Origin of the sequence: Bradyrhizobium sp. B124 (genome assembly GCF_038967635.1) — a bacterium.
Lineage (GTDB): Bacteria > Pseudomonadota > Alphaproteobacteria > Rhizobiales > Xanthobacteraceae > Bradyrhizobium.
Genome location: NZ_CP152413.1, coordinates 112449 through 137288 on the forward strand (window position 1 = coordinate 112449; position 24840 = coordinate 137288).

A 24840-nucleotide genomic window follows, 5' to 3' on the forward strand; every position below is an offset into this window, starting at 1 on the left:
TGTCTGCAAGGTCGACGGCTTCATTCAGAGATAGTCTTCGGGCAAGGTATTCTGAGAGCGCGCTACGCGTCCGCAACGCCTTCCAAAGTGCAGCCCGATTGTATTCGTTCAGGCTTGCGGAGCCTGAACTTTTTCGGGCTACCTATTCCGGTTTTGGCCGGCGAAGGCGGACTGAAACGGCGCTAGAAGCAAGAGATCGAATGCTCGAGACCGGTGTCCACTTCGGCCGCCTTTGGAGACGCGTGGTAGCCGCTGCCGAGAGGCTGACAAGTCGGAGGGGCGAGCGGCAGGGGGCCGCCCACGCTCGAAGCTTCATGACTGAGGCAATGTGTCCGGGCCAAAGCGGCTTGATCGCGTCGCTTTGCGTCGTCTGCGGCTACACGCGAGAACGAAGTAGGTGACCGTAATTGTCACGAAGTTCGGACAAATATCGCCGAACGGCCACCCCGAACCGGTATCGGATCGATTCCGAGGCGGGCGAACCATGCAACTGTTCGCGATAGATGCACCGTATATCCGCCGCGCCGCCCGGCGGGACATCGACCATCACTCGAACATGTCCGTCCGTGTATTTGTACGCGATGAGGCCTTGGTTGACTTCAACGCCCTTTAGGGAAGCGATCTGCGGTTCGCGCTTCATGACGCAAATTCGTCGTGTCGTGGGTCCGCCGTTCTCGAAGAGAAGCCGCTCGGCAAGCATCCTTACCAGGATTGTTTCGCCGTCGGATCGAATGCCGTAGCTGCGGCGAACGGCGTCCTCGAGAGGTCGCCAGCAGAGTTTCCACTGCAAGGATGCGAGAAGCCGGAGAAATGTCGCCAGTTCGCTACCCCGGCCGCGGAGAAGGTCGTGATGTCCGGCAATGAAGCACGGCTTGCCCAGGAGTCCGTCAAACGCGAAGTTTTCGATGCCGTGGTCAATGTATCGCCGGGTAAAGATCGGGAAGCTCCCATACCGGACAATGGCGACACTCCAGAGATCAGCGAGTGTCGTTTCGTTCAGCGCATCATTGGCTGGTGCGACCTCGGTGTTGACGGCCGCGATGAAGCCATTTCGCTTGAGCGCCGAGGCGGCCTCGGGCGAGAATGCCCCTTGCGGGAAAACCATCACGTTTTCGTGGTCAAGCGCGGTGTTCTGGCGAAGGGCCTGCATCCGCGTTCTGGCGGTTTTCAGCTTTCTATCGAGCAGCTCAGGCGAGCGGGCTGCGAACTCACCTCCTGTGTGATCGCAGCCGTGTACGCAGACGGACAATTTCCCGTTGCTTTCTCGAAAGGCGGCAACAGTGCCGCGGTTTGTTCGTCTCCAGTTCCATGGAATGAAGGCAATGGTCGTTGCGAATGCCAGCTTGTCCGCAAGCTGCAACAGGTCATCAAAATCGAGGAGACCGTACCGCGGCCACAAGGGCGGATCGTCAATGATCAGGCAAGCGTTTATTTCAACGCTCGTCAAGCAAACGTCGCGGAACGCCCACTTCAGATACATCACGATCGGCACCGCGCCGGCGAAACACTTCTTCACATCAAAGTAGCTTGCTGCGCGTTCGCGAACGTCCACGATCGTCAGTGACGAGTCAGCAAAAAAGCGGACACCGGAATAAGTGAACTCGGCGAACAGATGCCCCTCGCGCACTCCGACGATGCTCTGGAGGTTGCTATTGCGGACGACGAGCGCGGTATCGGCGCCCCGCTCCAGTTGGATTTGCAGTCCCGACATCGGGCCGCACATTTCGGGAAAAGAATCGGTGACTGATACGGTCGTTGGACACTGGCCGGAGGCGCGGATTTCCGCCTCGGGATCTCCGGCGATCTGGCGCAACAGAGACCTGCAGGGATCCGCGGCTTGAAATCCATAGACGAAAACTGAATTGGCTGCCGCCAACCACGTCGGAAGCGCCTCAGTCTTGTTGCACTGTAGGACTTCGCCGAGACAGGCCGCGGAGGTCAGGACGGAGAATTTCTGATGACCTGCTGTTAGCGCGGCTATGTTGTCCCCGCGCGCTTCGTCGACTGTCAGCGCAGTCCAGGGAATTTCGAAGAGATCAAGAATTTCGGTCAGGTTGCGATCATTGGTCGATGGAGCGCTACCGCGGAGCAGGAGTGCGATCGAAGTGCCTTTGGCCATGGCGTCGGCGTTTCATCCGTGGGTTGTGCCTCATCTGTTGGTAAGGCCACCAGGCCTCCTGCAGATTGTTCGTGACCTCGCGCTTGTGCGCCTCTTTTGAGGAATCCTATACGAGAGATAGCGAAGTTTCCACTATGGGACGGCTGCGCAATGGTGGTCCCCGCCTAACTAATCTGCGGTATGCGATCCCGCGGGCCTATCGAGATCAGATTTGGCCTTTCGCAGTCAGGGATTTGTGAATCCCGCGGCCGGCGTGAACCTAGATTGGCGGCACTAACATTCTGCGAGAGCGCTGCGTCGGGCACCATGCGACGCGTCGGGTTGCCGCAAGCGAATTGCCGACGTGAGGCATTCGCGGGGGCGTGATGCGGAGACGACCGCGTGCTGCTGTCCGTACGAGTGTGCCGACCAGTCTTGCAAGTAAAAAAAGTGATTGATTCCAACATGGTGCCCAGCTCTTGGACGCACCAGGTCCGGCTGTTGCACTGCGTGCGAAGCTCCTGGTTTGCCCACGCAAGGGCGGGGGTACCCCCGATGGGCGTGGGTCATAATCCGTGTTCTACAGCGGCGCGCGCGCCCAACCGGCTATCCTAATTCGACGCACGCTAAGGCCTTCAATTAGGGAGCCAACATGGCGAGATAACCGTGCTCGTGAGGATACTGATATTTCACCATTGCTTTCCTCTGGCGTGATTGTGGCAAACATGTCGAAACAATTATATTCCAAATTCGTTCCCGGCTTAATTGATGCTCAGAACATGACCGGCGGCGCGGAAATTGAGACCGCAAAAGCCGGTCCATCGCTCGCCGTCATCGGTTGCGGTTACTGGGGCGCAAAACACATCCGTGTTGGCCACGATATCGGCGCAAGGGTGTCGATGGCCGCCGACATGCGGTCTGACAGACTGGAATACGTGAAATCACAGTATCCCAATGTCGCTGTTTCGCGTGATTTCGATGCGATCCTGAATAGCTCGTCTGTCGACGCGGTGATTATCGCGACCCCCGCCGTGACGCACTTTGAGCTGGCGCGGGCAGCGCTCCAGGCCGGAAAGCACGCGCTCGTCGAGAAGCCGTTGGCCATGACGAGCGCGCATTGCCGCGAACTGATTGCGATAGCCGAAGAACGGAATCGCGTGCTGATGGTCGGGCACACGTTCGAGTACCATCCGGCGGTGGGTGTCATGCGCCAGATGATCCGAAGCGGCTCTCTCGGCGAGCTCTACTACATCGATTCGCGGCGCCTGAATCTCGGTCTCTACCGGCCCGATGCCAATGTCCTTTGGGATTTGGCGCCGCATGACCTCTCGATCATCTTCTTCCTGCTCGAGGAGGTTGCGCACAACATCGGCGCTTGGGGTTGCGCGCACGTTCTGCCGGATGTCGAGGATGTCGTTTACGCCAAGTTGGGCTTCAAGAGCGGGCCGACCGCCCATGTGCATGTGTCATGGTTGGACCCCGTCAAGGTGCGCCAGATCACGGTCGTCGGCAGCGATGCGATGCTGGTGTTCGACGATGTGGAGCCGTCCGAGAAGGTTCGCGTTTACCAGAAGCGCTTCAGGCCACGGATCAACGGCGATTCATACGCCGACTTCCAGTCGGCCTACCATCATGGCGATGTTCATATCCCCGCGATATCCAGCAGCGAGCCGCTGAAGCTCGAGTTGCTCGATTTTGTCAACGCAATCAAGACCGGGACGCAGCCCGTTGCGAACGGTGCGCATGGCCTGCGCGTCGTCGAAGCGCTCGAAGCTGCATCGGACTGTCTGCGGCTCAACCAGGAGCACCGTGGCAACGGAACACGTCAACCGGCGTTTCTGCGGCGGAACGCGTCGGCGGGGGCTGCGGAAATTGTCGTTAGATGAAGCCTTGCGATGGAAGGCGAGCCCGCGGGAATCCGTTAAGCGGGTGCTTGACATCGCTGTGAGCGTCTCCGCGATCCTCTTGCTGGCCCCGTTCCTTGTCGCGGTGTGGGTCGCGATCCGCCTCGACAGTCCCGGGCCGGCGTTCTTTTGCCAACGCCGGGTCGGACGATACGAGAAGCCATTCAATTGCTTCAAGTTCCGGACGCTTCGTCACAAGGCCGACGAGAACGTCCATCGCGACGCTATTCGCAGGGTTTGGGCGAAGGAGGTTCTCTCGAACGACCCTGATGCCCCATATAAGCTGACAGATGATCCTCGCGTGACGCGCGTGGGGCGGGTGCTGCGGAGAACCAGTATCGACGAGCTGCCGCAACTCCTCAACGTATTGCGAGGCGAAATGAGCATCGTCGGTCCGCGGCCCGCGATACCTTATGAACTCGAGTACTTTCGCGACTGGCATCATCAACGTCACATCGTGAAGCCCGGCATCACCGGACTTTGTCAGGTTCGCGGCCGTGGTCGCCTGGGCCCGGACGCGATGCTCGAGATGGACGTCGAATATGCAATGAACTGGACCTTGTGGACCGACCTGAAGCTGATTGCCCTAACGGTTCCCGCGGTGCTGCGGGGCCACGGTGCTCGATGAGATTCTCGGGCAATGGATATGGAATCTGGTGAGGTTTGAAAAATGAAAATTCCGTTCGTAGATCTCAAGGCACAATATGCGACGCTAAAGGATGAGGTGGCCGAGGCGATTCGAGGCGTTCTCGAATCCACGCAGTTCATCGGCGGCGAGGCAGTTGCTTCGTTCGAACGAGATTTTGCTGCTTATTGCCAGGTGCCCTATGCGCGCGGTGTGGCGAGCGGCACGGACGCGATTCATCTGGCGCTGCGGGCGTTGGGTGTTGGCCATGGTGACGAGGTGATTACAACCGCCCATACTTTCATCGCCACGGCCGCGGCGATCGTGGCGGCAGGAGCGCAGCCGGTATTCGTCGATATCGATCCCGATACCCACACCATCGATCCGAGGATGATCGAGCGGGCGCTGACAAGCCGCACGAAGGCGATCGTTGCGGTCCATCTGTTTGGTCAGCCGGCTGACATGGGCCCAATCAAGGACATCGCACGACGGCGCGGCCTCTTCGTGATTGAAGACGCGGCCCAGGCGCATGGAGCGGAGTATCAGGGGATCCGAACCGGGGCGCTCGGCGATGTAGCCTGCTTTTCGTTTTATCCGGGGAAGAACCTCGGTGCATATGGCGATGGAGGAGCGGTCACCACCAACAGTGCAGCGATCGCCGAGCGGATCGAACGGTTGCGCGACCACGGTCGAACCACCCATTACAACCACGCCGAGGTCGGGTTCAACAGCCGGCTCGATGCTCTCCAGGCCGCAGTTCTCCAGGTCAAGCTCCGACGCCTGGATGAGTGGAACGACAATCGGCGGCGGGCCGCGGAGTGGTACACCGCGGAGTTGAGACACTCGGGCATCAAGACGCCGTTCGTCCGAACGGGATCCACGCACGTCTACCATTTGTACGTGATCACCACGGACGAACGGGACGCAATGCGCAAGAGGCTCGACGAGGTCGGCGTGGCGAGCGGAATCCACTATCCGTTGCCATTGCATCTCCAGCCTGCGTTCGCCTATCTCGGCTACAAGCAGGGCGATATGCCGTGCAGCGAAGCGATGGCCGCTCGATCATTGTCCCTACCCATGTTCCCGGAGCTCACGCGCGACCAGGTGCGCGGCATCGCCGCGATTGTGCGTGGTGTTGCGGAGCGCGAAAGCCACCAGGAACCGCAGCGGAAGCCCGTCGCGATGCACGCCGACGGCGGGAAGGCGTGACGATGAACCGAATTAGCGCACGGGCGGTGGTCGAGACCGAGGCGATCGGTGCGGACGTGACGATCGCTGAGTTCGCCGTGGTGCGGTCAGGTGTCACGATCGGCAACAGGGTGGTCATTCACCCGCATGTCGTGATCGAGAGTGGCGCGAGAATAGGGGACAACGTCGAGATATTCCCGGGAGCCTATATCGGGAAGGTGCCCAAGGGGGCCGGCGCATTGTCGCGGGCTCCGCATTTTGAGGCATGGATCGATATCGGTGCCGATTGTTCAATCGGACCGCATGCGGTCATTTTCTACGACGTCTCGCTCGGCGCGGGGACCTTGATCGGTGATGGCGCCTCGATCCGTGAACAATCGCGGATCGGCTCGAAGACGGTTGTCGGACGTTACGTTACGGTCAATTACAATACGCGTGTTGGCGATCGCGTTCGTGTGCAGGATCATACCTGGCTGGCCGGCAATATGACGATCGAAGACGACGTGTTCATATCGGGCTGCGTCGGCACGTCGAACGACAACGCGATCGGCCGGAACGGCTACGATGGCTCGCCGATGCTCGGGCCCACCATCGCGCGCGGCGCGGCGATCGGCGTGGGAGCCAACCTCCTGCCGGGTGTCAGAATCGGTATTGGCGCTATCGTCGGCGCCGGCGCGGTGGTGACGAAGGACGTGCCTGACAACACGCTCGTGACGGGCGTCCCCGCGGAAATTCGACGGAAGCTCAACGGGGCCGGCGGCACTGCCGAAGCCTCAAGGGAATAATCGTGAGGATCCTCTGTGTCACCAATATGTATCCGAGCCCGGAGCGACCAGGGTCCGGAGCCTTCGTGTACCAGCAGGTAGAGCAGCTGCGTCGGTTCGGCCATACGGTCGACGTGATCAATATTGTCGGGTCCCAGTCGAAGCTGAACTATCTGAAGGGCAGCTTTGATGTCATGCGAATGACCGGCGTGACGACATACGACATCGTCCATGCGCACTACGGATATTCGGCCTATCCCGCCATGTTTCGGTTGCGGGCGCCGCTCGTCATCACGCTGCACGGGACCGATGTACTCGGGAATATCCTTGAAAGGCTGTCGACGCGGCTTGTCTCGCATTTCGCCGATGCCGTTATCGTCGTGTCAGAGGAGATGCGGAAGTGGATTCCCGGAACCGTGATTCCCTGTGGGGTCAACCTCGACGTATTCAGGCCGTACGACCGCAACGAAGCGCGAGCACGGCTGCAGTGGCCCAACGATAAATTCGTCGTTCTGTTTCCGTTTGATCCGACACGCCCTGAAAAGCGATATGATCTGGCGAGAACGTCAGTCGACCGACTGGTGCAGGAGGGCGTCGACGCGCAGTTGATGACGGTCACCAATGTGCCGAACGAGGATATGCCCTGGTATTACAGCGCGGCAAACGCCCTGCTTCTCAGCTCGGATTATGAGGGGTCACCGACCTCCATCAAGGAAGCTCTCGCGTGCAACCTTCCGGTGGTGTCGACCAATGTCGGCGACGTCCGTGAACAGCTAAATGGCATCGCGGGGACGTGGATATGTCCGCCGGACGCCGGCACGATTGCGCGCAGCCTTCGAGAGGCCTTTGATTGGTCGCTGAACGGCGAGTTTCAGGGGCGTGCGGCAGTGGCGAGATACGACCAGGCGCTCACCGTGGAGCGAATCGTCGGAGTATATGCCGACGTCCTGTCGAACTTCAGGGCAAGTACGGTAGGCAGGCGTTTGCTACGGAGCGGACGATAGCAATGCGCTTCGTGGAGAAAACGTCGTCGCCGGGATCATCGCTTCGGCCGGCGGAGGCGTGCGGTCATGGTTCTTACGGTGAGCTAGAGTGAAGCAGCTCCTCACGAACAGCGTAATCGAAATTGCCCGTTGGTCTGGCCTGATGCCGGCCGTCCGCAAGATCCTTGCTGGCCGGGCGGCTATCCTGATGTTCCATGAGATCCAGCAGGATGGACGCTCGGAATTGATGACCGGGACTTCAGTCGGCCTCTTTGAATACTCGCTCAATTGGCTCAGGCAAGAAGGCTGGGAGATTGTGAGTCTGGCGACATCTCTCGAGCGTTTGGCGTCGGATTCCGGGACGGGCGGCCGCTATGCGGTGCTTACCTTTGACGACGGCTACCGGGATAACGTCGCGACCGCGCTTCCAATCCTCGAGCGATACAACGCTCCGTTCACGATCTACGTTCCCACTGGCGCTCCCAAGCGGACATTGCAGGCGTGGTGGCTGGGCTTGCGTGAAATGTTTCGCTCAGGCGACACGGTAACGATCGACGCGATGGACAGGCGATTTCATTGCCCGCGGCTGCGCGAAAAGATAGCGGGCTTGAACGAGGTCACTGAGTGGATCCATCAGGATTATCACCGGATCGCAACGCTTGCTCCAACGTTCAACAAGGCAGGTTTGTCATTGTCGGCCTTGAATGAGGCATACTTTCTGGATGAGCGCGAGCTTCAAGACCTGGCGCGGCATCCTCTCGTGTCAATCGGCGGGCACACCGACTCGCATGCCGTCTTATCGTGCCTTGATAGTGAGACCGCACGGGCCGAAATGGCAGATAACCGCCGCTATCTGGAGCAGTTGCTGCAGCTTCCGGTTCAGCACTTTGCTTACCCTTACGGTGACTCCAAAGCATGCGGCCCCAGGGAAGCGGGCCTTGCAAAGGACATCGGCTTTTCAACTGCGGTGACTACCCGGCATGGGCAATTGTCGGATCTCAGATCAGATCATTTTACGCTTCCTCGTATCGGCGTCGGCGGGCCATTCGATACGACAGCCAGGTTCGAGGCGCGCATCAGCGGCATTCAGTCGGCAGCTCACATGCTGTTGGGGTCCCAACGTTGAATGTAACGCCGAACCAATCACTGCGAGGTGGCCTGAATCAGGTCACTCGGGAGGGCGTTGAGATGCGCATATTGCACGTTATCGAACGTCTTGGCCCGGGAGGAAAGGAACGACAAATCGTCGAGTTGCTGAAAGGCCTTGCCGCTCACAGTGACATAAGATCATTCGTCGCTGTTATGGACAAGGACGAGGTTCGCCTCGAGATTGACCGCGAACACGCGCAAATCATTCAGCTCTCTCGCAGAGGCAGAAAGGATTTGCGCCTTTTCAAGAGCCTCTACGAACTGGTCACGGACCTGAAAATCGATATCATCCACTCGTGGGGCTCGATGTGCTCCATCTATGCAGCGCCGGTTGCGAAAGTGTGCGGTACGGCTTTCGTAAATGGGTTCGTGCGGGATGCGCCGGCGCATATGACGCTGCGGACTGAGGGGTACCTGAGAGGCAAGCTGACGATCCCGTTTTCGGACGTTGTCGTTGCCAACTCGTATGCGGGCCTGGCTGCCTACGGTATTCCCGAGCGCAAGGGTCTTTGCATCTACAACGGGTTCAGTCCTGAAAGGGTCTCGAACCTAAAGGATAAGACCGAGCTTCGCAGCAATCTGGGGATTGTGACGCCCCACATTGTCGGGATGGTCGCTAACTTTACGCCGAGAAAGGACTATGAAACCTTCGTTGAGATGGCATGCGGCATCTGCCGTCTAAGGGACGACGTCACTTTTTTGGCTATCGGTAGCGGTGGAACGCTGGAGCAGGTGCGCGACAGCATCCCGACTGAACATTCGCCGCGCATAAAGCTTCTGGGGCGGCGGAACGACATAGAGAGCATCGCCAATCTCTTCACTGTCGGCGTTCTCACCACCAATAGCCATTTGCATGGGGAGGGTATTTCCAACGCGATAACCGAGTGCATGGCATTGGGTAAGCCAGTTGTGGCAACAGACGATGGCGGCACTTCTGAATTGGTTCTGGAGGGCCAGACCGGATTTCTTGTGCCGAGCCATGACGCCGGCGCCTTGACCGATCGCGTGCTCAAGCTGCTCGACAATGCTGAACTCGCCGATCGTTTTGGTGCCGCAGGACGTCGGCGCGTCGAAACAGCATTCTCACTGGATGCGATGTGCGATGCATATCTCCGCCTTTATCGGAAAGTGGCGCGCAAGGGATCGCGCGCGACATGGCAAGGCGCGACCACGAGCGATATGGTCGATTGATCGTTTGGTCGTTCGATCTCATTCCTGGCAACATGATGTGCGATTGGAGTTTTGCCGGATGAGTAGTGATAGTCATTTCGGTTGAGCCACCTCCAGGGCAACGTGTGATGCTGCCCACGTCGTTCGCTCGCGTCTGGCCGAGCCCCAGTCGTCGCCTTGGGCGTTCAAATCGGTTCCGGAACGGAATGCCTCGCCAGAGTTTCCAGACTCGACGGCTTGAAGGCTCGCAGGAACAGCTCCAGGTTGGCCAGAGACCAAAGCACCTTTTCGTGGTTTTGACGGCGGGCGAGATGCTCGTTGACCAACTGCCTCAAGACATCCTTGTCGCAGAATGATGCCACACGGGCACCGTCGCAAACCAACAAATCGGAGATAAATTCGCGATGGGGACCGCGAAACCACTCCTCGATTGGCACGCGGAATCCGATTTTCTTGCGCGTCAGAGTCCCCGGTGGAAGAGTGTGCTGCATCGCTGCTCGCAATACTGACTTGCCGCCGCTCCGACCGACCAGGAAATTGTCCGGAAACCGCGCCACAAGCTTGGCGAGACTGGTGTCCATGAATGGCATCCTGCCCTCAATTGAACCTGCCATCATCATTCGGTCCGCACGTTCAAGGAGGTTGTCGGGTAGCCACGACGTCTGATCGAAGAACAGCGTGCGCCGGACATTCGACCCGACGGCCATCGAGAAAGGATGGGAATCCGGCGGCGTTACGGGCAGGGGGCGTCCGATAATGCGATCCCGTTCGTTAAGGGATACTCCGCCAAACCAGAGTTGCATCCGGCTCGGCCAATCCCGCTCGCCCGCTGCATTAGACAGGACCTTGGCGCGACGCATATCGTACGGGAGTGCACGCATTGCGGGCGATATGATGCGGTCGTGAATGGCCTGCGGAACCAGCCGTTGGTAGAGCTCGATCCACAACTCGGCTCGATGCTTGGGATAGCCGCCCAGAAGTTCGTCTGCTCCTTCTCCGGTAAGGACCATTTTCACCTTGCTCGCCGCCATATGCGACAGCATCATAACCGGAATATCGGCCGGTTCGGCCGCTGGGGCGCCACGACGCAGCACAGCGGTCGGCCAGCTTTTCAGGAAGTCGTGCGGCTCCAGCACGATCTCCTCGTGATTGGTGTCGAATTGACGAGCTATGGTGCGGGCGTGATCGAGCTCGGAGTAGCCGGCTTCACGAAAGCCAACCGAGAACGTGCGCACGCGCTCAGAGCTATGGCGGACCATGGCGGCCACAACCGCGGACGAATCGATGCCGCCAGACAAGTAGGCTCCAAACGCAACGTCACTCCGCATGCGAATTCGTACGGCATCATCGAATGTCGCCTTGAACATCCGGACTGCCTCGCCGAAGTCCGTGATGTCAGGCTCTGCCGATGCCAGCGGTGGTACGAAATACCGGGTGATGTTTGTGCGTCCTTCGCGCCACACCAGGTGGCAGCCCGGGGGAAGCTTGCGTACGGCTTGAAAGAACGTCCTGGGGCCGGGGACATACCGATTGAGCAGATAATGCTCGATGGCATGCGGGTCGATCCGGGTATCCATGCCCGGGAACTTGAGCAGGGGCTCGATTTCCGACGCGAACAAAAGGCCTGAGTTCTCGGCGATGAAGAGCGGCTTCTTGCCGAACGGGTCGCGCGCGAGAACAAGCTGTTGGGTCCTCGCATCCCATAGTCCGAACGCGAACATGCCACGGAACCGCTTGATCGAGTCCAGTCCCCAAGCCCGGTAGGCTTCGATCAGCACTTCCGTATCGGAGGACGTGCGAAAAGCATGTCCCAGTGAGACGAGTTCCTCGCGCAACTCAACGTAGTTATAGATCTCTCCGTTGAATACGAGCCCGATCGCGCCATCAGCGCTCCACATCGGCTGGGCTCCGCCCTCGAGATCGATGATCGAGAGACGCCTATGCCCCAAGCTGACCTGATGGTGCCCGCCGGCAGTGTCGCCTTGCCAGTAGCCAGCGCCGTCGGGGCCCCTGTGCTTCATGAGGTTGGTGAGGCGGACAAGGGTCTCGTAATCTTGCCGGTGCTTTCCCCGAAGTGCCCAGCCCAAAATCCCGCACATGGCCCCTGCCAGCTTCTTGTTTCCGGACAATGCTGTGGCCACGGATGTCCCTCAATGGGGCAAGCGGGTTAATCCTTGGAGATTGCGTCATCATGTCCTCTCGACTTGCTCGCGAGGTGGCGCGCGCATCACGCGACGTGCGGCGTTCAGCCAGCATGGGGAGTCAAGCTGCTGAAATTCAGCACTCGGGCCCGTCAGCGGCCAAGGCGGCATGCGTGCCCGGACTACTTGGCCATTCCTTTTATGGCTGTCTTCCTGTGACGATGCGGAGCGTTGCCGATGCGAGAGGCGGTCGACTGCGGCGGGCTGCTGGAGCGCCCGACCATTCGGATCTGGTCACCAATCCTGGTCGTCAATTGCTTGATGTGAGCGACCTGTGTCTCGGCCTTCACCAGCTTCGGAATTGACAGCTTACTCATCCGAAGAGAATTCCCAAGCTGCGCAGCACGCTGACACTTTGCATCGGCAAGCTTGGTCACCTGCGGCCATGTGCAGGAAGGGCTGCATTCGTCGGGATCAGGGATCGCTCACGATGGCGAGCGCCTCATTGGCAATATCAGTGGAGAACTTTTTTGCTCCTGCTGTGAGGATCACGCTGAATTTAGCTGCAACGGCAAACACATATCGCAGGCGCCGGCCGGTTGGACGTTTCAAACTATCGCCATCCTAAATAACTTTTTTTGCCATACTCCCTAATTAACCACCGACTCAGCAGTTGGGGATGGGCGATTCGCACTGCATTGGAATGTGCGCGCAGTTGATCCTGTGATGCATTGAAATCCGCTCGTGGCGCAAGGCGTTGCGAGCGCGTGGTATGTCGCGCGCCTTCGCGATGCGCGGCCGTAAATTCCCTTGTACGCGTCAAAGAGAAGCATCTCTTGACCCATGGAGGCCTGAATTGGATACGACCGGGACAATTACATCGTTTTCTTCCGCACCGATGACGAGGTTTTCGATCGGTGGCGACAGCTACGGAGTGCAGGATGCGAGCACGAGCTACAGCCTGACCAATCCTGACCCACAAACTCTGCGCTTCGAAGTCAAGCAGGGTGATTATGCCTGGTACGATAGCTCATCTGTCGATCGCTCGGAGGTTTCAGGCGTTAACAACATTCCCGGCGGCACTCCCATCGCCTTGAACTATCAGTTCATGGTGGAGGCAAATGGCGCCAACGGGTCATTTACGAATACGGCAGATGGCTGGTTCATCGTCGGCCAGATGCACAATGATGACTGGTCGAGCGGCGTGGGCACCTCGCCGCCGTTCGCGATCCAGCTTGTCGGCAATCATCTGCAGATTGTCGCCAGATATGTCCAGCCGGGTCAGGACCCGAGCAACGGGGCTGGCAACGTGCAGATGCTCACGCTCTGGACCGATCCCAATCCGATCCAGACGGGCGTGTACAACAACATTCAAATACAGGCCGACGTTTCGAACACCGGTGGCGGCTATTTGAAGGTCTCGATCAACGGGACACAGGTTGTGAACTACAGCGGCCCCTTGGGTTATGGGCAGGCCACCAATTGGGAATACGGAATCTATCGGTCGTCGGCGCCCGAGACTGTCGCGGTCGATTACCGAAATATGACGCTGTTGACGGGGGCGGCGGCGACGTCGACGCAGCCGACGACACCGACACAGCCGACCACACCGACCACGCCCACCACCCCGAACGTCGCGCCGACAGTGACGCAGGCGTCCGCTTCGCCGGGGACCGGGACCGAGCATGTCGGCGATGTCGTCACGTTGACCCTCACCTTGAGCGAAACCGTGACCGTCACAGGTACGCCGACGCTGTCGCTCAATGATGGTGCCAGCGCCACCTATGTTGGCGGCTCCGGGACAAATACGCTCACCTTCCAGACGAAGGTCGCGTCGACTGATACGAACACCTCGGCGCTCGCCATCACCGGCGTCAATCTCGCGAACGGCGCGAGCATCAAGGATTCCGGGGGGCTTGCCGCCAATCTCTCGGGTGCGGTGAAGACATTCTCCGGTCTTCAGATCTCGAACACGCCCATCATGCCGACGCAGCCAACCACACCGACGACACCAACCACGCCGACAACTCCGTCGACGCCGACGGTGACTACGCCGGTGCTCTCCGTCGCGGACAGCTCGCTATGGGTCGCCGGCAGAGGCGGTCACGTCGATCTGGGGACAACGCTGTCCACGACCGATCCCAACGATAAAATCAGCCTGAACATCAAGGGGCTGCCGAAGTATGAGACGATCACGACCGGCGATGGCACGACGTTCAGGGGAGGCGACATCACTCTGAGCTCTGCGCAGGTCGCCAGCGGATTGACGCTGACATCGTACTACCGGGGCAATGCTCATCCGGTCGCGACTCTTACCCTGACCGCGAGCGCCACCGACCCGGTGACCGGCGCTGTGACGTCGGCGACGCCACAGACCATCACCGTCACGGATCCTCGGCCGTCCGCAACCTCAGGGAGCACGGCAAACCAGGGCCATGGGCTGCACCATCACCTTGGGTCGGGCAGCAGCACGCTGGCAGCTACCGTGCCGCAGACCACCTCCTTGGCGAATTACGATACGGCCAAGGGGTCCCATGCGAGCCATAGCTTCGCGCTGCTGAACCAGTATCTGGCGGGTGGCTCTGGTCGGGTCGACGGGGGGCAGATCGCGGCAGCCATTTCGAATGGCACCGCCTGGATGCAGAACTCGTTCCTGACGAAGCCGCACCACTGACGACCTGCCGCACCCGGGCACCTTGCGCCCGGGTGCGGCACCGTCAATTTTTGGGACGTCACGCGGCAAAGTGGTCGGCCAGCAGCCGCGACGGGGAGGTTGAAAAGCCAATCCGCAACGGAGGGTTGCCGGCTGCCGCCGATTGACGGACAATCGCCGTAAGAATTCTGATTCGATAGTTCGTTGTGAGCGTAAAACGCCTGAGTTTAGGTCAGTTTCCGGGCACAACTTGCATGTGTATAAATCCACAATTCGAAAGTTTTTTCGCCATTTTTGCTCGTTAACCAACCTGCTCAGCCAGTCGGGGGGGCAATTTCAATATCCCGTCGCGCTGAAATCTCCTCGCGGTTCGAGGCCCTAACGCTCTGATGATTGCTTGCGCCGTTTTGGCTGCAAGCACGCGTATGTCGCGTATCCTCGGATAGGCGTCATTGGAATTCCATGTGCATGCAAAGGACCACAAACGCAGGCGGTAGCCGCGAAGGGTAGAGTAACGAAATGGCGATCCAGAACGGAAATGCCCACGCAACTCCAGATCTAGGGTTTCGAGCGCTGGCTCTGTTCCTGCGCCTTCATGGCGTGAACACCGAACCCGATCAGCTCCGCGATCGTTGCGGAGACGATGGGATAGGCATCCGCGGAATGCTTCGTTGCGCGCGCGAATTCGGGGTCAAAGTCCGTGCGACAACAATGGATTGGCCGCGGCTGGCGGGCATCCAGCTGCCTGGCATCGCTTCGCTGCATGACGGCGGATTCTTGCTTCTGGGAAAAATCGAGGACCAGGTAGCGCTTGTGCTGCACCCCACCTCGTCGCATCCGCGGCGGATGACGCGTGCGGAATTTGAGGCGATCTGGGATGGCGGCTTGATCTCGCCCGGCTCACAGAGCCTCACACACGGCGCACGTCATGCGATTACCGACATCGGGGCTCGAGCAGTTGGTCTCGGTGCCGGCCTGATCCGCCACACCGGTGGCCTGCTGACGCATGTCCGCGACGGCTTGGCAAAGGCCCGCGATACCTTGTTGACGAAGGCGTCCGGCATGCGGGCGCGCTTTGCCGCTTCCGGCGATGTTGCGAACGAGACCGCGGATACCGGATCCCCGGCTGCGAGCGCCGATCCCGACGACGTCGACGAATCCGGGCTCATTGCGCTCGCGATCTTGCTGCGTTGCCACGGAATTGCTGCCGACCCCGCCCAAATCCACCACCGGGTTGGCGCGGCGCGCCTCGGCGTTACTGAAATCTTGCGCTGCGCCAAGGAGTTCGGACTCAAGGCAAGGGTGCAGCGGACCAGTTGGGACAGGCTTGCAGTCACGCCGCTGCCGGGAATTGCACTGCTGCGCGACGGCAGCTTCCTGATTCTCGGCAAGCTGATCGACGGCAAGCTTCTCGTTCAGCGCCCGTTGTCTCCGCGCCCTGAAACCCTTTCCCAGGCCCAGCTCGAGGCCATCTGGGATGGTGGCCTCATTCTGATGGCCCGGCGCGCCAGACTGACCGATCTCGCGCGACGCTTCGATATCGGCTGGTTCGTCGGCGCCATGCAGAAGTATCGCCGCCTGCTCAGCGAGGTGCTGGCGGCGTCGTTCTTCCTTCAGATCTTCGCCGTTGTCTCACCGTTGTTCTTCCAGGTGGTCATTGACAAGGTGCTGGTGCATCGAAGCATGAGCACGCTCGATGTTCTGGTCATCGGCCTTGTCGTGCTGACTGTGTTCGAGGCCATTCTCGAGACACTGCGCGTCTATCTGTTCGCGCATACGACAAACCGTATCGATGTCGAGCTCGGTGCCAGGCTGTTTCGCCATCTGATGGCGCTGCCGATCGCCTATTTCCAGACGCGCCGCGTCGGGGATTCGGTGGCACGCGTCCGGGAGCTGGAGAATATCCGCCAGTTCCTGACGAGTTCGGCGCTCACGCTGGTCATCGACCTTCTTTTCACGGTCATCTTCCTTGTGGTGATGTTCTACTACTCGACGACGTTGACCTGGATCGTGCTCGCGTCCTTCCCATTCTACATCGGCATATCGGCGGGAGCGGCGCCGCTGTTCCGCGCACGCCTCGATGAGAAGTTCAATCGCGGCTCCGAGAATCAGGCCTTCCTGGTCGAGAGCGTCACCGGCGTCGAGACCTTGAAGGCCATGGCGGTCGAGCCACAGATGCAACGCCGCTGGGAAGAGCAGCTCGCCGGCTATGTCGCCGCAAGCTTCCGCGTGCTCAGCCTGAACAACACGGCGAGCCAGGCAGTTCAGATGATCAACAAGCTGGTCATCGCCGCGACCCTTTACTTCGGCGCGCGGCTGGTCATTGGTGGGGAGCTGACCGTCGGCGAACTCGTTGCGTTCAACATGCTGGCCGCGCGCGTCAGCACGCCGGTGCTGCGGCTTGCACAGGTCTGGCAGGACTTCCACCAGGCCCGTCTGTCGATCGATCGTCTCGGCGACATCCTCAACACCATTCCGGAGCCGAGCTTCACTCCGTCCCGCGCGGCTTTGCCGCCGATCCGCGGCCAGGTGAGGTTCGAGCACGCGACTTTCCGCTATCGCATCGACGGCCCTGAGGTGCTGCACGACGTGTCGTTCAGCATCGAGCCGGGCCAGGTCATCGGCATCGTCGGCTCGTCGGGGTCGGGCAAGAGCACCGTCACCAAGCTGATCCAGCGTCTCTATGTTCCGGAGAGCGGACGCGTGCTGGTCGATGGCGTCGACCTCGCAATGGTCGACCTGAGCTGGCTACGGCGCCAGATCGGCGTCGTGTTGCAGGAAAACGTGCTGTTCAACTGCACGATCCGGGACAACATTGCACTGACCGATCCGACCATGTCGATGGAACGTGTCATCGAAGCAGCAATGCTGGCCGGCGCGCACGACTTCATCCTGGAACTGCCCGAGGGTTACGACACCATCGTGGGCGAGCGCGGCAGCAGCCTGTCTGGGGGACAACGCCAGCGTATCGCAATCGCGCGCGCGCTGATCACCGACCCGCGCATCCTGATTTTCGACGAGGCGACCAGCGCGCTGGACTACGAAAGTGAGCGCGCGATCCAGCAGAACATGAGGCGGATTTCCGCCGGCCGGACCGTGATCGTTATCGCTCACCGGCTGTCGACTGTACGTAATGCCGACCGGATCATCACGCTCGAGCATGGCCGCATCGTCGAGGACGGCAGCCATGATGAGCTGATCCAGACCAACGGCCGTTACGCCAATCTTCATTACCTGCAGGCCGGTATCCATGACATCCGCTAGTCGCAACATCGTCCCGTTTCCGAGACGCGAACTTCGGCGCCGGGAGCACGAGCTGGCATTTCTGCCGGCGGCGCTCGAAATCGCCGAGTCGCCGCCGTCACCGATCGGGCGTGCGATCGGAGCGAGCATCATCGCGATGTTCTGCATTGCGCTGCTGTGGGCGACGCTCGGCAGCGTTGATATCGTCGCCACGGCGACCGGCAAGATCGTGCCCGGCGGCCGCACCAAGCTGATCCAGCCGTTCGAGACGGGTGTGGTCCGCGCGATCAAGGTCCGCGACGGCCAGAGCGTCAAGGCCGGCGACGTTCTGATCGAGCTCGACCCGACGATGACAGAGGCCGACCAGGAGCGCCAGAAGAGCGATCTGCTTGCGGCCGAACTCGACGCAGCGCGATTGCGGGCGGCACTTACAGCCGATCCGCTCGCCGCTTTCCGTGCTCCGCAGAACGCAAGCGCCGCCGAGATCGAGATGCATCGCCAGTTCCTGATCAGCGAGCGCGCCGAGCAAAATGCCAAGCTTTCCGAAATCGAGCGGCAGCAGGGGCAGAAGGAGGCGGAGCGGGAGACCACATCGGCGAGTGTTGCCAAGCTGGAAGCTACCATTCCCGTGCTGCAGGAGAGGGTCGATATCCGCAAGGGCCTCGTCGAAAAGGCACTGGCTTCCAAGGTCGTCTATCTAACCGAGTATCAGGAGCTGGTCGCCATGCAGCAGGATCTTGTGCTGCAGAAGAGCCGGCTGCGCGAAGCCGATGCGGCGATCGCGCTACTGAAGGAAACCAAGGAAAAGGCTGCCGCGGAGTATCGTCGCGCGACCTATGACTCACTTGCGAAGGCCGAGCAGAAGGCCGCCAGTGCGGCGCAGGAGGTGATCAAGGCGGACCGGCGCACGAAGCTCCAGCGTCTGACCGCGCCAGTCGATGGGGTCGTGCAGCAGCTTGCCGTTCATACGGTGGGCGGCGTTGTGACCCCGGCTCAGGCGCTCGCGGTGGTGGTCCCCAGCGAAAGCCAGCTCGAGATCGAGGCCATGCTCTCCAACCGCGATATCGGATTCGTCCATCCGGGGCAGGAGGCGGAGATCAAGATCGATACCTTCAGCTTCACGCGCTACGGACTGCTTCACGGCGACGTGCTCAGCGTGTCGACGGATGCCATCACGCGCGACAGAACGCAGGGGTCGAATGACCGCGCATCGGGCGCCACGATGAGCAGCAGCGAGCCGAAAGGTCAGGAGCTGGAATATGCCGCGCGCGTGTCGCTCGACCGGACGCACATGCAGGTGGAGGACAAGCTCGTCAAGCTCGGCCCGGGCATGGCGGTGACGGTCGAGATCAAGACCGGTACGCGCAGGATCATCAGCTACCTGCTCTCGCCGCTGGCGAGGTACAAGCAGGAAGCGTTGCGGGAACGGTAAGCAGCCGTCTTGCTTGGGCGAGGCCTTGTGCCGCCGGACTAAGCCGGGCGCCACGCAGGCCCAATGCGGATGTTGGAAAGGCCCGGATCGCCAGTGATGCGATCCGGGTCGGCACATCGCCGCCCAGATGTGGCAAGGCCCTGAGGCAACAGCTTTGCGGTCGTCGTTGAGCGGTCCAGCGACCAGGCATTCTCGTCTGCGGGCAATCGAGGCGGGGCCTCATCCACCATCCCGGAGATCACTGGATCTGTTCGGACACCCCTGACACATGGACGCGGCGTGAGGTATCCGCCGCCGACCATCTCTGCGCCACGCCGGGGCCACCGCGCTCCACCGGGACGTCCGTCGGCATCGTCCGCCGTATACCGATCACACTGCCGCTCTGAGGGCGCAACTCGGCGCTTACTTCCAGGCAGCCTCTCAACGCATTCTGGTTACTTCGGATGGTGCGCTGTTCAGCTAGCGAATTCAATGCCACTGTTGGGCATTTCAGTTCAATGCAGGCGCTGATCGTCGCGGGATAGATCGGCCAGCATGCGGAAGGGTTAATCACCTTGTGCGGCTTCGTTGGCATATTCGAATTTACAGAGTCGTTTGAATCGGCGCGCAGCCGGGCACTGGAGATGGCAAAGACGGTTAGGCACCGTGGCCCGGACTGGAGTGGCATTTATTCCAGCGAACGCGCGATGCTCGCGCACGAACGCCTTTCCATTGTCGACGTAGAGCACGGCGCCCAGCCGCTTCTCGACCTCACCGCGGGGCGGGCGCTGGCTGTGAACGGAGAGATCTACAATCATGTCGCTCTGCGCGACGCACTGAAGCGGCCGCACGCCTGGAAAACGAAATCAGACTGCGAGATTATCCTGTATCTCTACGACGAGTACGGACCAGCTCTGTGCAAGATGCTGAGTGGCATTTTTGCGTTTGCCCTCTTCGACGAACGTACCGGTGATTTCTTCGTCGCCCGGGACCACATCGGTATAGTGCCGCTTTATATTGGATGGAGCGGCGACGGCGTAACTTATGTCGCCAGCGAAATGAAAGCGCTTGATCCGGTGTGCGAGACGATCCAGGAGTTTCCGCCGGGACATTACTATAACGGCAAGGCCCGCGAATTCGTCAGATGGTATGATCCTGAGTGGGCGCATGCATTTCCAACCAAGAAGGTGTCGCTGCACGAGCTCCGGACTTCACTCGAGACCGCAGTCAAACAGCAAATGATGTGCGATGTGCCTTACGGGGTACTTATTTCTGGTGGGCTCGATTCCTCGCTCATCGCAGCGCTCGCAGCACGACACCGCTTCAAGCGGATCGAGTCTGGAGAGACCGAAGAGGCCTGGTGGCCAAGGCTACACTCGTTCTCCGTGGGTTTGGAAAATTCACCCGACATGAAGTATGCGCGAAAGGTGGCGGCTCACATCGGCACGGTCCATCATGAAGTTGTTTTCACGGTGCAGGACGGATTGGACGCGTTGCCCGATGTCATCCGGCATCTGGAAACCTTCGATGTCACCACCATTCGTGCTGGCACGCCGATGTATCTCATGGCGCGCAAGATCAAGGCAATGGGCATCAAGATGGTGCTGTCTGGAGAAGGCGCTGACGAGGTATTTGGCGGCTATCTCTACTTCCACATGGCCCCATCGGCAGAAGAATTCCACGAGGAGACTGTTCGAAAGCTCTTTGCGTTGAGCAGGTACGATTGCTGTCGCGCGAACAAGGCAACCGCTGCCTGGGGGGTGGAAGCCCGTGTGCCCTTCCTGGACAAGGAATTCCTGGATTACGCGATGTCGATAAACCCGGCCGAAAAAATGTGCCCCGGCGCGAAGATCGAAAAGGGCATATTGCGGGAAGCTTTTACCGACCTGTTGCCGCAGGAGATCTTGTGGCGTCAGAAGGAGCAGTTTTCGGACGGAGTGGGGTACAGCTGGATTGAGTGCTTGCGGAATCATGCCGAGGGTAAAGTCTCGGATCAGATGTTCGCAGAGGCGGGTAAGCGCTTTCCGAAGCAAACGCCGACCTCGAAAGAAGGCTACTTCTATAGAACCATCTTTGACAGCATTTTCAAGAATCCGACGGCCTGCCTAACTGTCCCCGTCGGTCCCTCGATCGCGTGTTCGACGCCGACCGCGTTTCTCTGGTCCCAGCAATTTGCGAGTATGGATGATCCATCCGGAAGGGCAGTGAAGGGCGTACACATCGAGGCCATTGATAACATGTGAGCAGTCGGCAACTGCGGCCGCGAAGGCGCCGCCCGGGCCATCAGGCTGCTGCGGACCAGGCTGAGGGGATCGCGGCCTCCACGACAGCGTCGGTCCGAACTCGGCGGCCAGTGCGCCTGCACGAGCCTCTATGGCTGGATCTGGACGCCTGGACCGGGAGCAGACCGCGATCTTCCCATGTGCCTGGCAGTTCGGAAGGCGCCGCGGCCAATATCTCAATTTGCGTTTGCTGCCCCGAAGAGCCGCAGCTTCTTTTTTGGAAGGTTCATAGCGATCGTTCGCAGCGTTCGTTTGGCATCGCGGAGCTTGGCCTCGATGTGGCGTTCTGGACCGTCTCTGCCAATTGCGATCCACTTCATCGCATACTCGCTGTTTGCAAGATGGGCCTTGTGTCCAGCCCCACCAGCCAGGAAGTCGTAGCCGCTTTCCCCGCGTGAGATGCTGTCCTCAATAGCCAGCACGTGGCTCACGAGCCCGGGCTTAATGCGGCCATCGCTCTCGTAAAGAAAGCCGCTTTGGTAGTTCAGGACACGGCCGTCATGCACGAAATTGTACACGACCCCGATCGTCTGGTCGCCAACCAGCGTCCGTGAGATGCGGACCGCTCCTGTGGGAATCCCGCGCGCGATCAACTCCTCGTGGAACGGACGGAAGCCCGGATTGGCGAAAGCCCCTTTGCGCCCCCATCGCGACCGATGAAAGTCGCTCAGCAAATCGAACGCAGCCAGGGCCTCCGCCGTCGTTTCCATGATCCGGAATTCAAGGGGGCCTCGTTCGGCGTACAACCTCATGGCACGGCTCACGGCCTGGCGCGTACTGCGGCCCAGTGTGGCGCGGTAATCCTTCTTTTGCTCACGGGCCTTGGCGAAATCAACCCATAAGGCCGTATCGGCCTGCTTCACCTCGCTAACGAGCCCAGCCTTGCCCGCGGCGCGGCAAGCGGCCAACTCGAGGTCCGCATCAATTCCGGAGAGCACCAGCTGATCCGCGCGGCGCAAGCGGGACGTCAAAGCGTCGAGACCTGCCGGAATAATGGTGTCCGGTTGTTCTGCAAGGATACTATTGCACTCGATGAACAGCCGGTCGAAGCGGGTATCTCCGGATTCATTGAGCAGCCAGCGTGCCCGCGCATGCGGCCCAAGTCTCCAGGCTCTCCGCCGGCAGATGATCGCCAATCCGACGATCTTGCCTGACGACCGAGCTACGAGGACATGCGGTTGCGTGCCATCCGGAATATGCCGTAGCCAGGTGCCGATCCAGAGCCAGGACAAGAAGAACGAGTGAGTGGCCCGAGCTTCGAGCTCCTTCCACGCGGTTTCAAGCCAGGCAATGCTCTCCAGAGCCTCCAGGCTGACATCGGTGACGGCATCAGGCATGCTCATTCTTGTTCAACGCCAGAGGACCGCAAGCGCGCTTTGATGAGAGAACAAGGATCGTGCTGCAATGATCGCGCATAATCCCATGATCGGGCGGGCCTGCTCACACACGAATCCTTCTGGCGGCCACGCCATTGGGCGTCTGTGACCGTCGCCTCGGCCGGGCGGATGGCGGTACTATATCTGGAATTCGACCTATGTGCGGACCCTTTCTGGTTACCCACTCCTGCGACTTGTGCCTTCGGCGCGACTGTGCCGAGGGAGGCTGTGACCGGCCAGCTTTCGGCTGGCGCCGGCGCTCCGACTTTGACTGCGCCCTCTCACCGTGACCTGCCATGTCTGCCCGTTACGTGCTGCCAGCGGCGGCGCGGCCGGCACGATACGCTCGGGCGGCTATCGCGCTTCGATCGCGCTATTTCCGCAATTGTGAGATAGAACGACTACGATGGTCGGGATAGAGCCTGGACCGATGCCAGGAACGCTCCGAGCTGCTCGACCAAATCCGCGGCGATCGACTTGTCGACCATCAGAATTGTGGTGCCCGGTGTTTTGTCGGATGACCAGGCGCCCTGAGCGGAGATCGCAGCATGATCGGAACGGACCTTCACAAGCACGCGAACTCTCTCTACGTTGAGACGCTCGCCGACGAGATTGGTTCCTTCCACAGAGCCGCCAGCAGTTTGCCTGCCGACTGCGACGGGCGAGACCTCTAGTATCGCCTGGGCCAACCAGATCGCATGCTTGTAGGGAATCGTCCAAATTGCCGAGCCATGATCGGCGTCAACGTCGACTCTAAATGCCAGTCCGTCATCGGAAGTCTCAATCCCGCGAAAACCCGTGATGGTTTGTCGGTCAAGCGTGCCGTCTCGATTGGTCAACGCGGGCCTCAATTTTGCTTTCGCGATAGTGAGCGTTGCTATTCCGAATTCAACCTGTTTTCGAGTGAGCTGATCGCTCCGTAATTGGGCGGGACCGTCGCTCCCTAGGCTGGAGCGGCGATCCCTTATCGCACGATAAGTTTGGCCGGGGTGTGGGTGTCCGCCAATCCGCACGACTGAGGACACGGTAAATCGGCAAATGCCTGCGGCAAATTGCCATTCTGAACTAGTCCTAACTAAGAGGTTCAACAGGACGTAGCCTCTTGGGGCAAAGGTATTAGCGCGCTGCAAAAATTGCGAAATCCTGGTGACGAAATTCAAGGGAGAGACGTAAAGTCATTGGTCGAGGTTGACCGCTACAACCTCCGAAGCCCCATAGCCCCAGCCCCCCTGAACTAGGGCTCCCCGCGCCACGGACGTCGCTGCTTGGTCCACCGTGGGCGCATTTTGACCCTGGCGACGCCCGCGAGGATCCAGTCGTCGCCTGGCCGCGACAATGAAGAGGCCGCCAAGTGAGGCGACCTTACATTCCCGCGCAAATGCAGCTTTCAACCACTCCAGCACGATGGCTGAAATACGGACAGCGCCCCGCTCGGTGCTGTCCAAGTTAGGTCACTCGCACGAGCGGATTAGGCCATTGGCGCACCATCATTGGAACAACAATACCCCGTGTAACTCCGACGGGGTGAGTTCAGGCCCTAAGCCTTGCACCCCGGTAACGGCCCCGGTCTATCGCCCAGATCGGGGCTGTTTCTTTTCGGCGGAGCAGCGGCGTAGCCGCCCATCGCGGCATGTGCACGCTATGGGCGTCGAATTCTCTCCATCGCGGGCAAAGGGGCGGCATCTGCAGAAAGAGAGAGCAGGGGCGTGGGGCTGGTCGGCTCCGGCTCCAATTGGCTCGCAGCGCAAAGCTGCGTCGCCGGCTTCGAATTGGTCGCGGCGCCTCGATCGTTAGTAGAAGCGCAATCTTTCTCCCGCAGCATCGTTCAAATTTGCATTGGTTATTGATGGGCT

General features: G+C 60.1%; 16 protein-coding genes. 11 read left to right on the forward strand and 5 right to left on the reverse strand.

The genetic code is table 11. The features are described 5' to 3' along the window. Positions 1 to 376 precede the first annotated feature (376 nt). Positions 377 to 2119, reverse strand: a complete 1743-nt coding sequence (locus AAFG13_RS00410) for a hypothetical protein (RefSeq protein WP_342710787.1) — start codon at positions 2117 to 2119, stop codon at positions 377 to 379. A gap of 704 nt (positions 2120 to 2823) precedes the next feature. On the opposite strand from AAFG13_RS00410, the gene AAFG13_RS00415 reads away from it, so the two are divergent. The 7 genes from AAFG13_RS00415 (at position 2824) to AAFG13_RS00445 (ending at position 9902) form a co-directional block, all read left to right on the forward strand. Next, complete coding sequence (locus AAFG13_RS00415; protein ID WP_212315345.1) at positions 2824 to 3984, forward strand: Gfo/Idh/MocA family oxidoreductase; 1161 nt, start codon at positions 2824 to 2826, stop codon at positions 3982 to 3984. A 43-nt stretch (positions 3985 to 4027) separates the two neighbouring features. Continuing rightward, complete coding sequence (locus AAFG13_RS00420) at positions 4028 to 4630, forward strand: sugar transferase (protein WP_312011299.1); 603 nt, start codon at positions 4028 to 4030, stop codon at positions 4628 to 4630. 42 nt (positions 4631 to 4672) lie between these two features. Next, positions 4673 to 5836, forward strand: coding sequence for a DegT/DnrJ/EryC1/StrS family aminotransferase (locus AAFG13_RS00425; protein ID WP_342710788.1), 1164 nt, complete (start codon positions 4673 to 4675; stop codon positions 5834 to 5836). 26 nt (positions 5837 to 5862) lie between these two features. Then, complete coding sequence (locus AAFG13_RS00430) at positions 5863 to 6600, forward strand: acyltransferase (protein ID WP_342710789.1); 738 nt, start codon at positions 5863 to 5865, stop codon at positions 6598 to 6600. A 2-nt stretch (positions 6601 to 6602) separates the two neighbouring features. Continuing rightward, positions 6603 to 7583: a glycosyltransferase gene (locus AAFG13_RS00435; protein WP_342710790.1), complete on the forward strand. Its 981-nt coding sequence runs from the start codon at positions 6603 to 6605 to the stop codon at positions 7581 to 7583. A gap of 88 nt (positions 7584 to 7671) precedes the next feature. Then, positions 7672 to 8688, forward strand: coding sequence for a polysaccharide deacetylase family protein (locus AAFG13_RS00440; RefSeq protein WP_312011305.1), 1017 nt, complete (start codon positions 7672 to 7674; stop codon positions 8686 to 8688). A gap of 62 nt (positions 8689 to 8750) precedes the next feature. Further along, positions 8751 to 9902 carry a glycosyltransferase gene (locus AAFG13_RS00445; RefSeq protein WP_342710791.1) on the forward strand — a complete coding sequence of 384 codons (1152 nt, stop codon included), beginning with the start codon at positions 8751 to 8753 and terminating at the stop codon, positions 9900 to 9902. Positions 9903 to 10066: 164 nt separating this feature from the next. On the opposite strand, the gene asnB (AAFG13_RS00450) is transcribed toward AAFG13_RS00445, so the two are convergent. Beyond that, the gene (gene asnB / locus AAFG13_RS00450; RefSeq protein WP_342710792.1) at positions 10067 to 12022 is read right to left on the reverse strand and encodes an asparagine synthase (glutamine-hydrolyzing); all 1956 of its coding nucleotides are present in this window, start codon (positions 12020 to 12022) and stop codon (positions 10067 to 10069) included. Between the two features lie 474 nt (positions 12023 to 12496). Then, a complete protein-coding gene (locus tag AAFG13_RS00455) occupies positions 12497 to 12634 on the reverse strand; it encodes a hypothetical protein (protein ID WP_342710793.1) in 138 nt (45 codons plus the stop codon). 244 nt (positions 12635 to 12878) lie between these two features. Here AAFG13_RS00455 and AAFG13_RS00460 point away from each other — a divergent pair, with 244 nt between their 5' ends. The 4 genes from AAFG13_RS00460 (at position 12879) to asnB (AAFG13_RS00475) (ending at position 21572) form a co-directional block, all read left to right on the forward strand. Continuing rightward, positions 12879 to 14696 carry a heparin lyase I family protein gene (locus AAFG13_RS00460; RefSeq protein ID WP_342710794.1) on the forward strand — a complete coding sequence of 606 codons (1818 nt, stop codon included), beginning with the start codon at positions 12879 to 12881 and terminating at the stop codon, positions 14694 to 14696. A 498-nt stretch (positions 14697 to 15194) separates the two neighbouring features. Further along, on the forward strand, positions 15195 to 17939 hold the full coding sequence (locus tag AAFG13_RS00465; protein WP_342710795.1) for a type I secretion system permease/ATPase: 2745 nt from the start codon (positions 15195 to 15197) through the stop codon (positions 17937 to 17939). After that, a complete protein-coding gene (locus tag AAFG13_RS00470) occupies positions 17926 to 19350 on the forward strand; it encodes an HlyD family type I secretion periplasmic adaptor subunit (protein ID WP_342710796.1) in 1425 nt (474 codons plus the stop codon). The genes AAFG13_RS00465 and AAFG13_RS00470 overlap by 14 nt, the downstream gene beginning before the upstream one ends. A 554-nt stretch (positions 19351 to 19904) precedes the next feature. Beyond that, a complete protein-coding gene (gene asnB, locus AAFG13_RS00475) occupies positions 19905 to 21572 on the forward strand; it encodes an asparagine synthase B (RefSeq protein WP_212315330.1) in 1668 nt (555 codons plus the stop codon). 215 nt (positions 21573 to 21787) lie between these two features. Here asnB (AAFG13_RS00475) and AAFG13_RS00480 read toward each other — a convergent pair whose 3' ends face one another. Both AAFG13_RS00480 and AAFG13_RS00485 read right to left on the reverse strand, forming a co-directional pair. Further along, on the reverse strand, positions 21788 to 22948 hold the full coding sequence (locus AAFG13_RS00480; RefSeq protein WP_342710797.1) for a GNAT family N-acetyltransferase: 1161 nt from the start codon (positions 22946 to 22948) through the stop codon (positions 21788 to 21790). Positions 22949 to 23388: 440 nt separating this feature from the next. Beyond that, positions 23389 to 23826, reverse strand: coding sequence for a hypothetical protein (locus AAFG13_RS00485; protein ID WP_092125497.1), 438 nt, complete (start codon positions 23824 to 23826; stop codon positions 23389 to 23391). Between the last annotated feature and the right edge of the window lie 1014 nt (positions 23827 to 24840).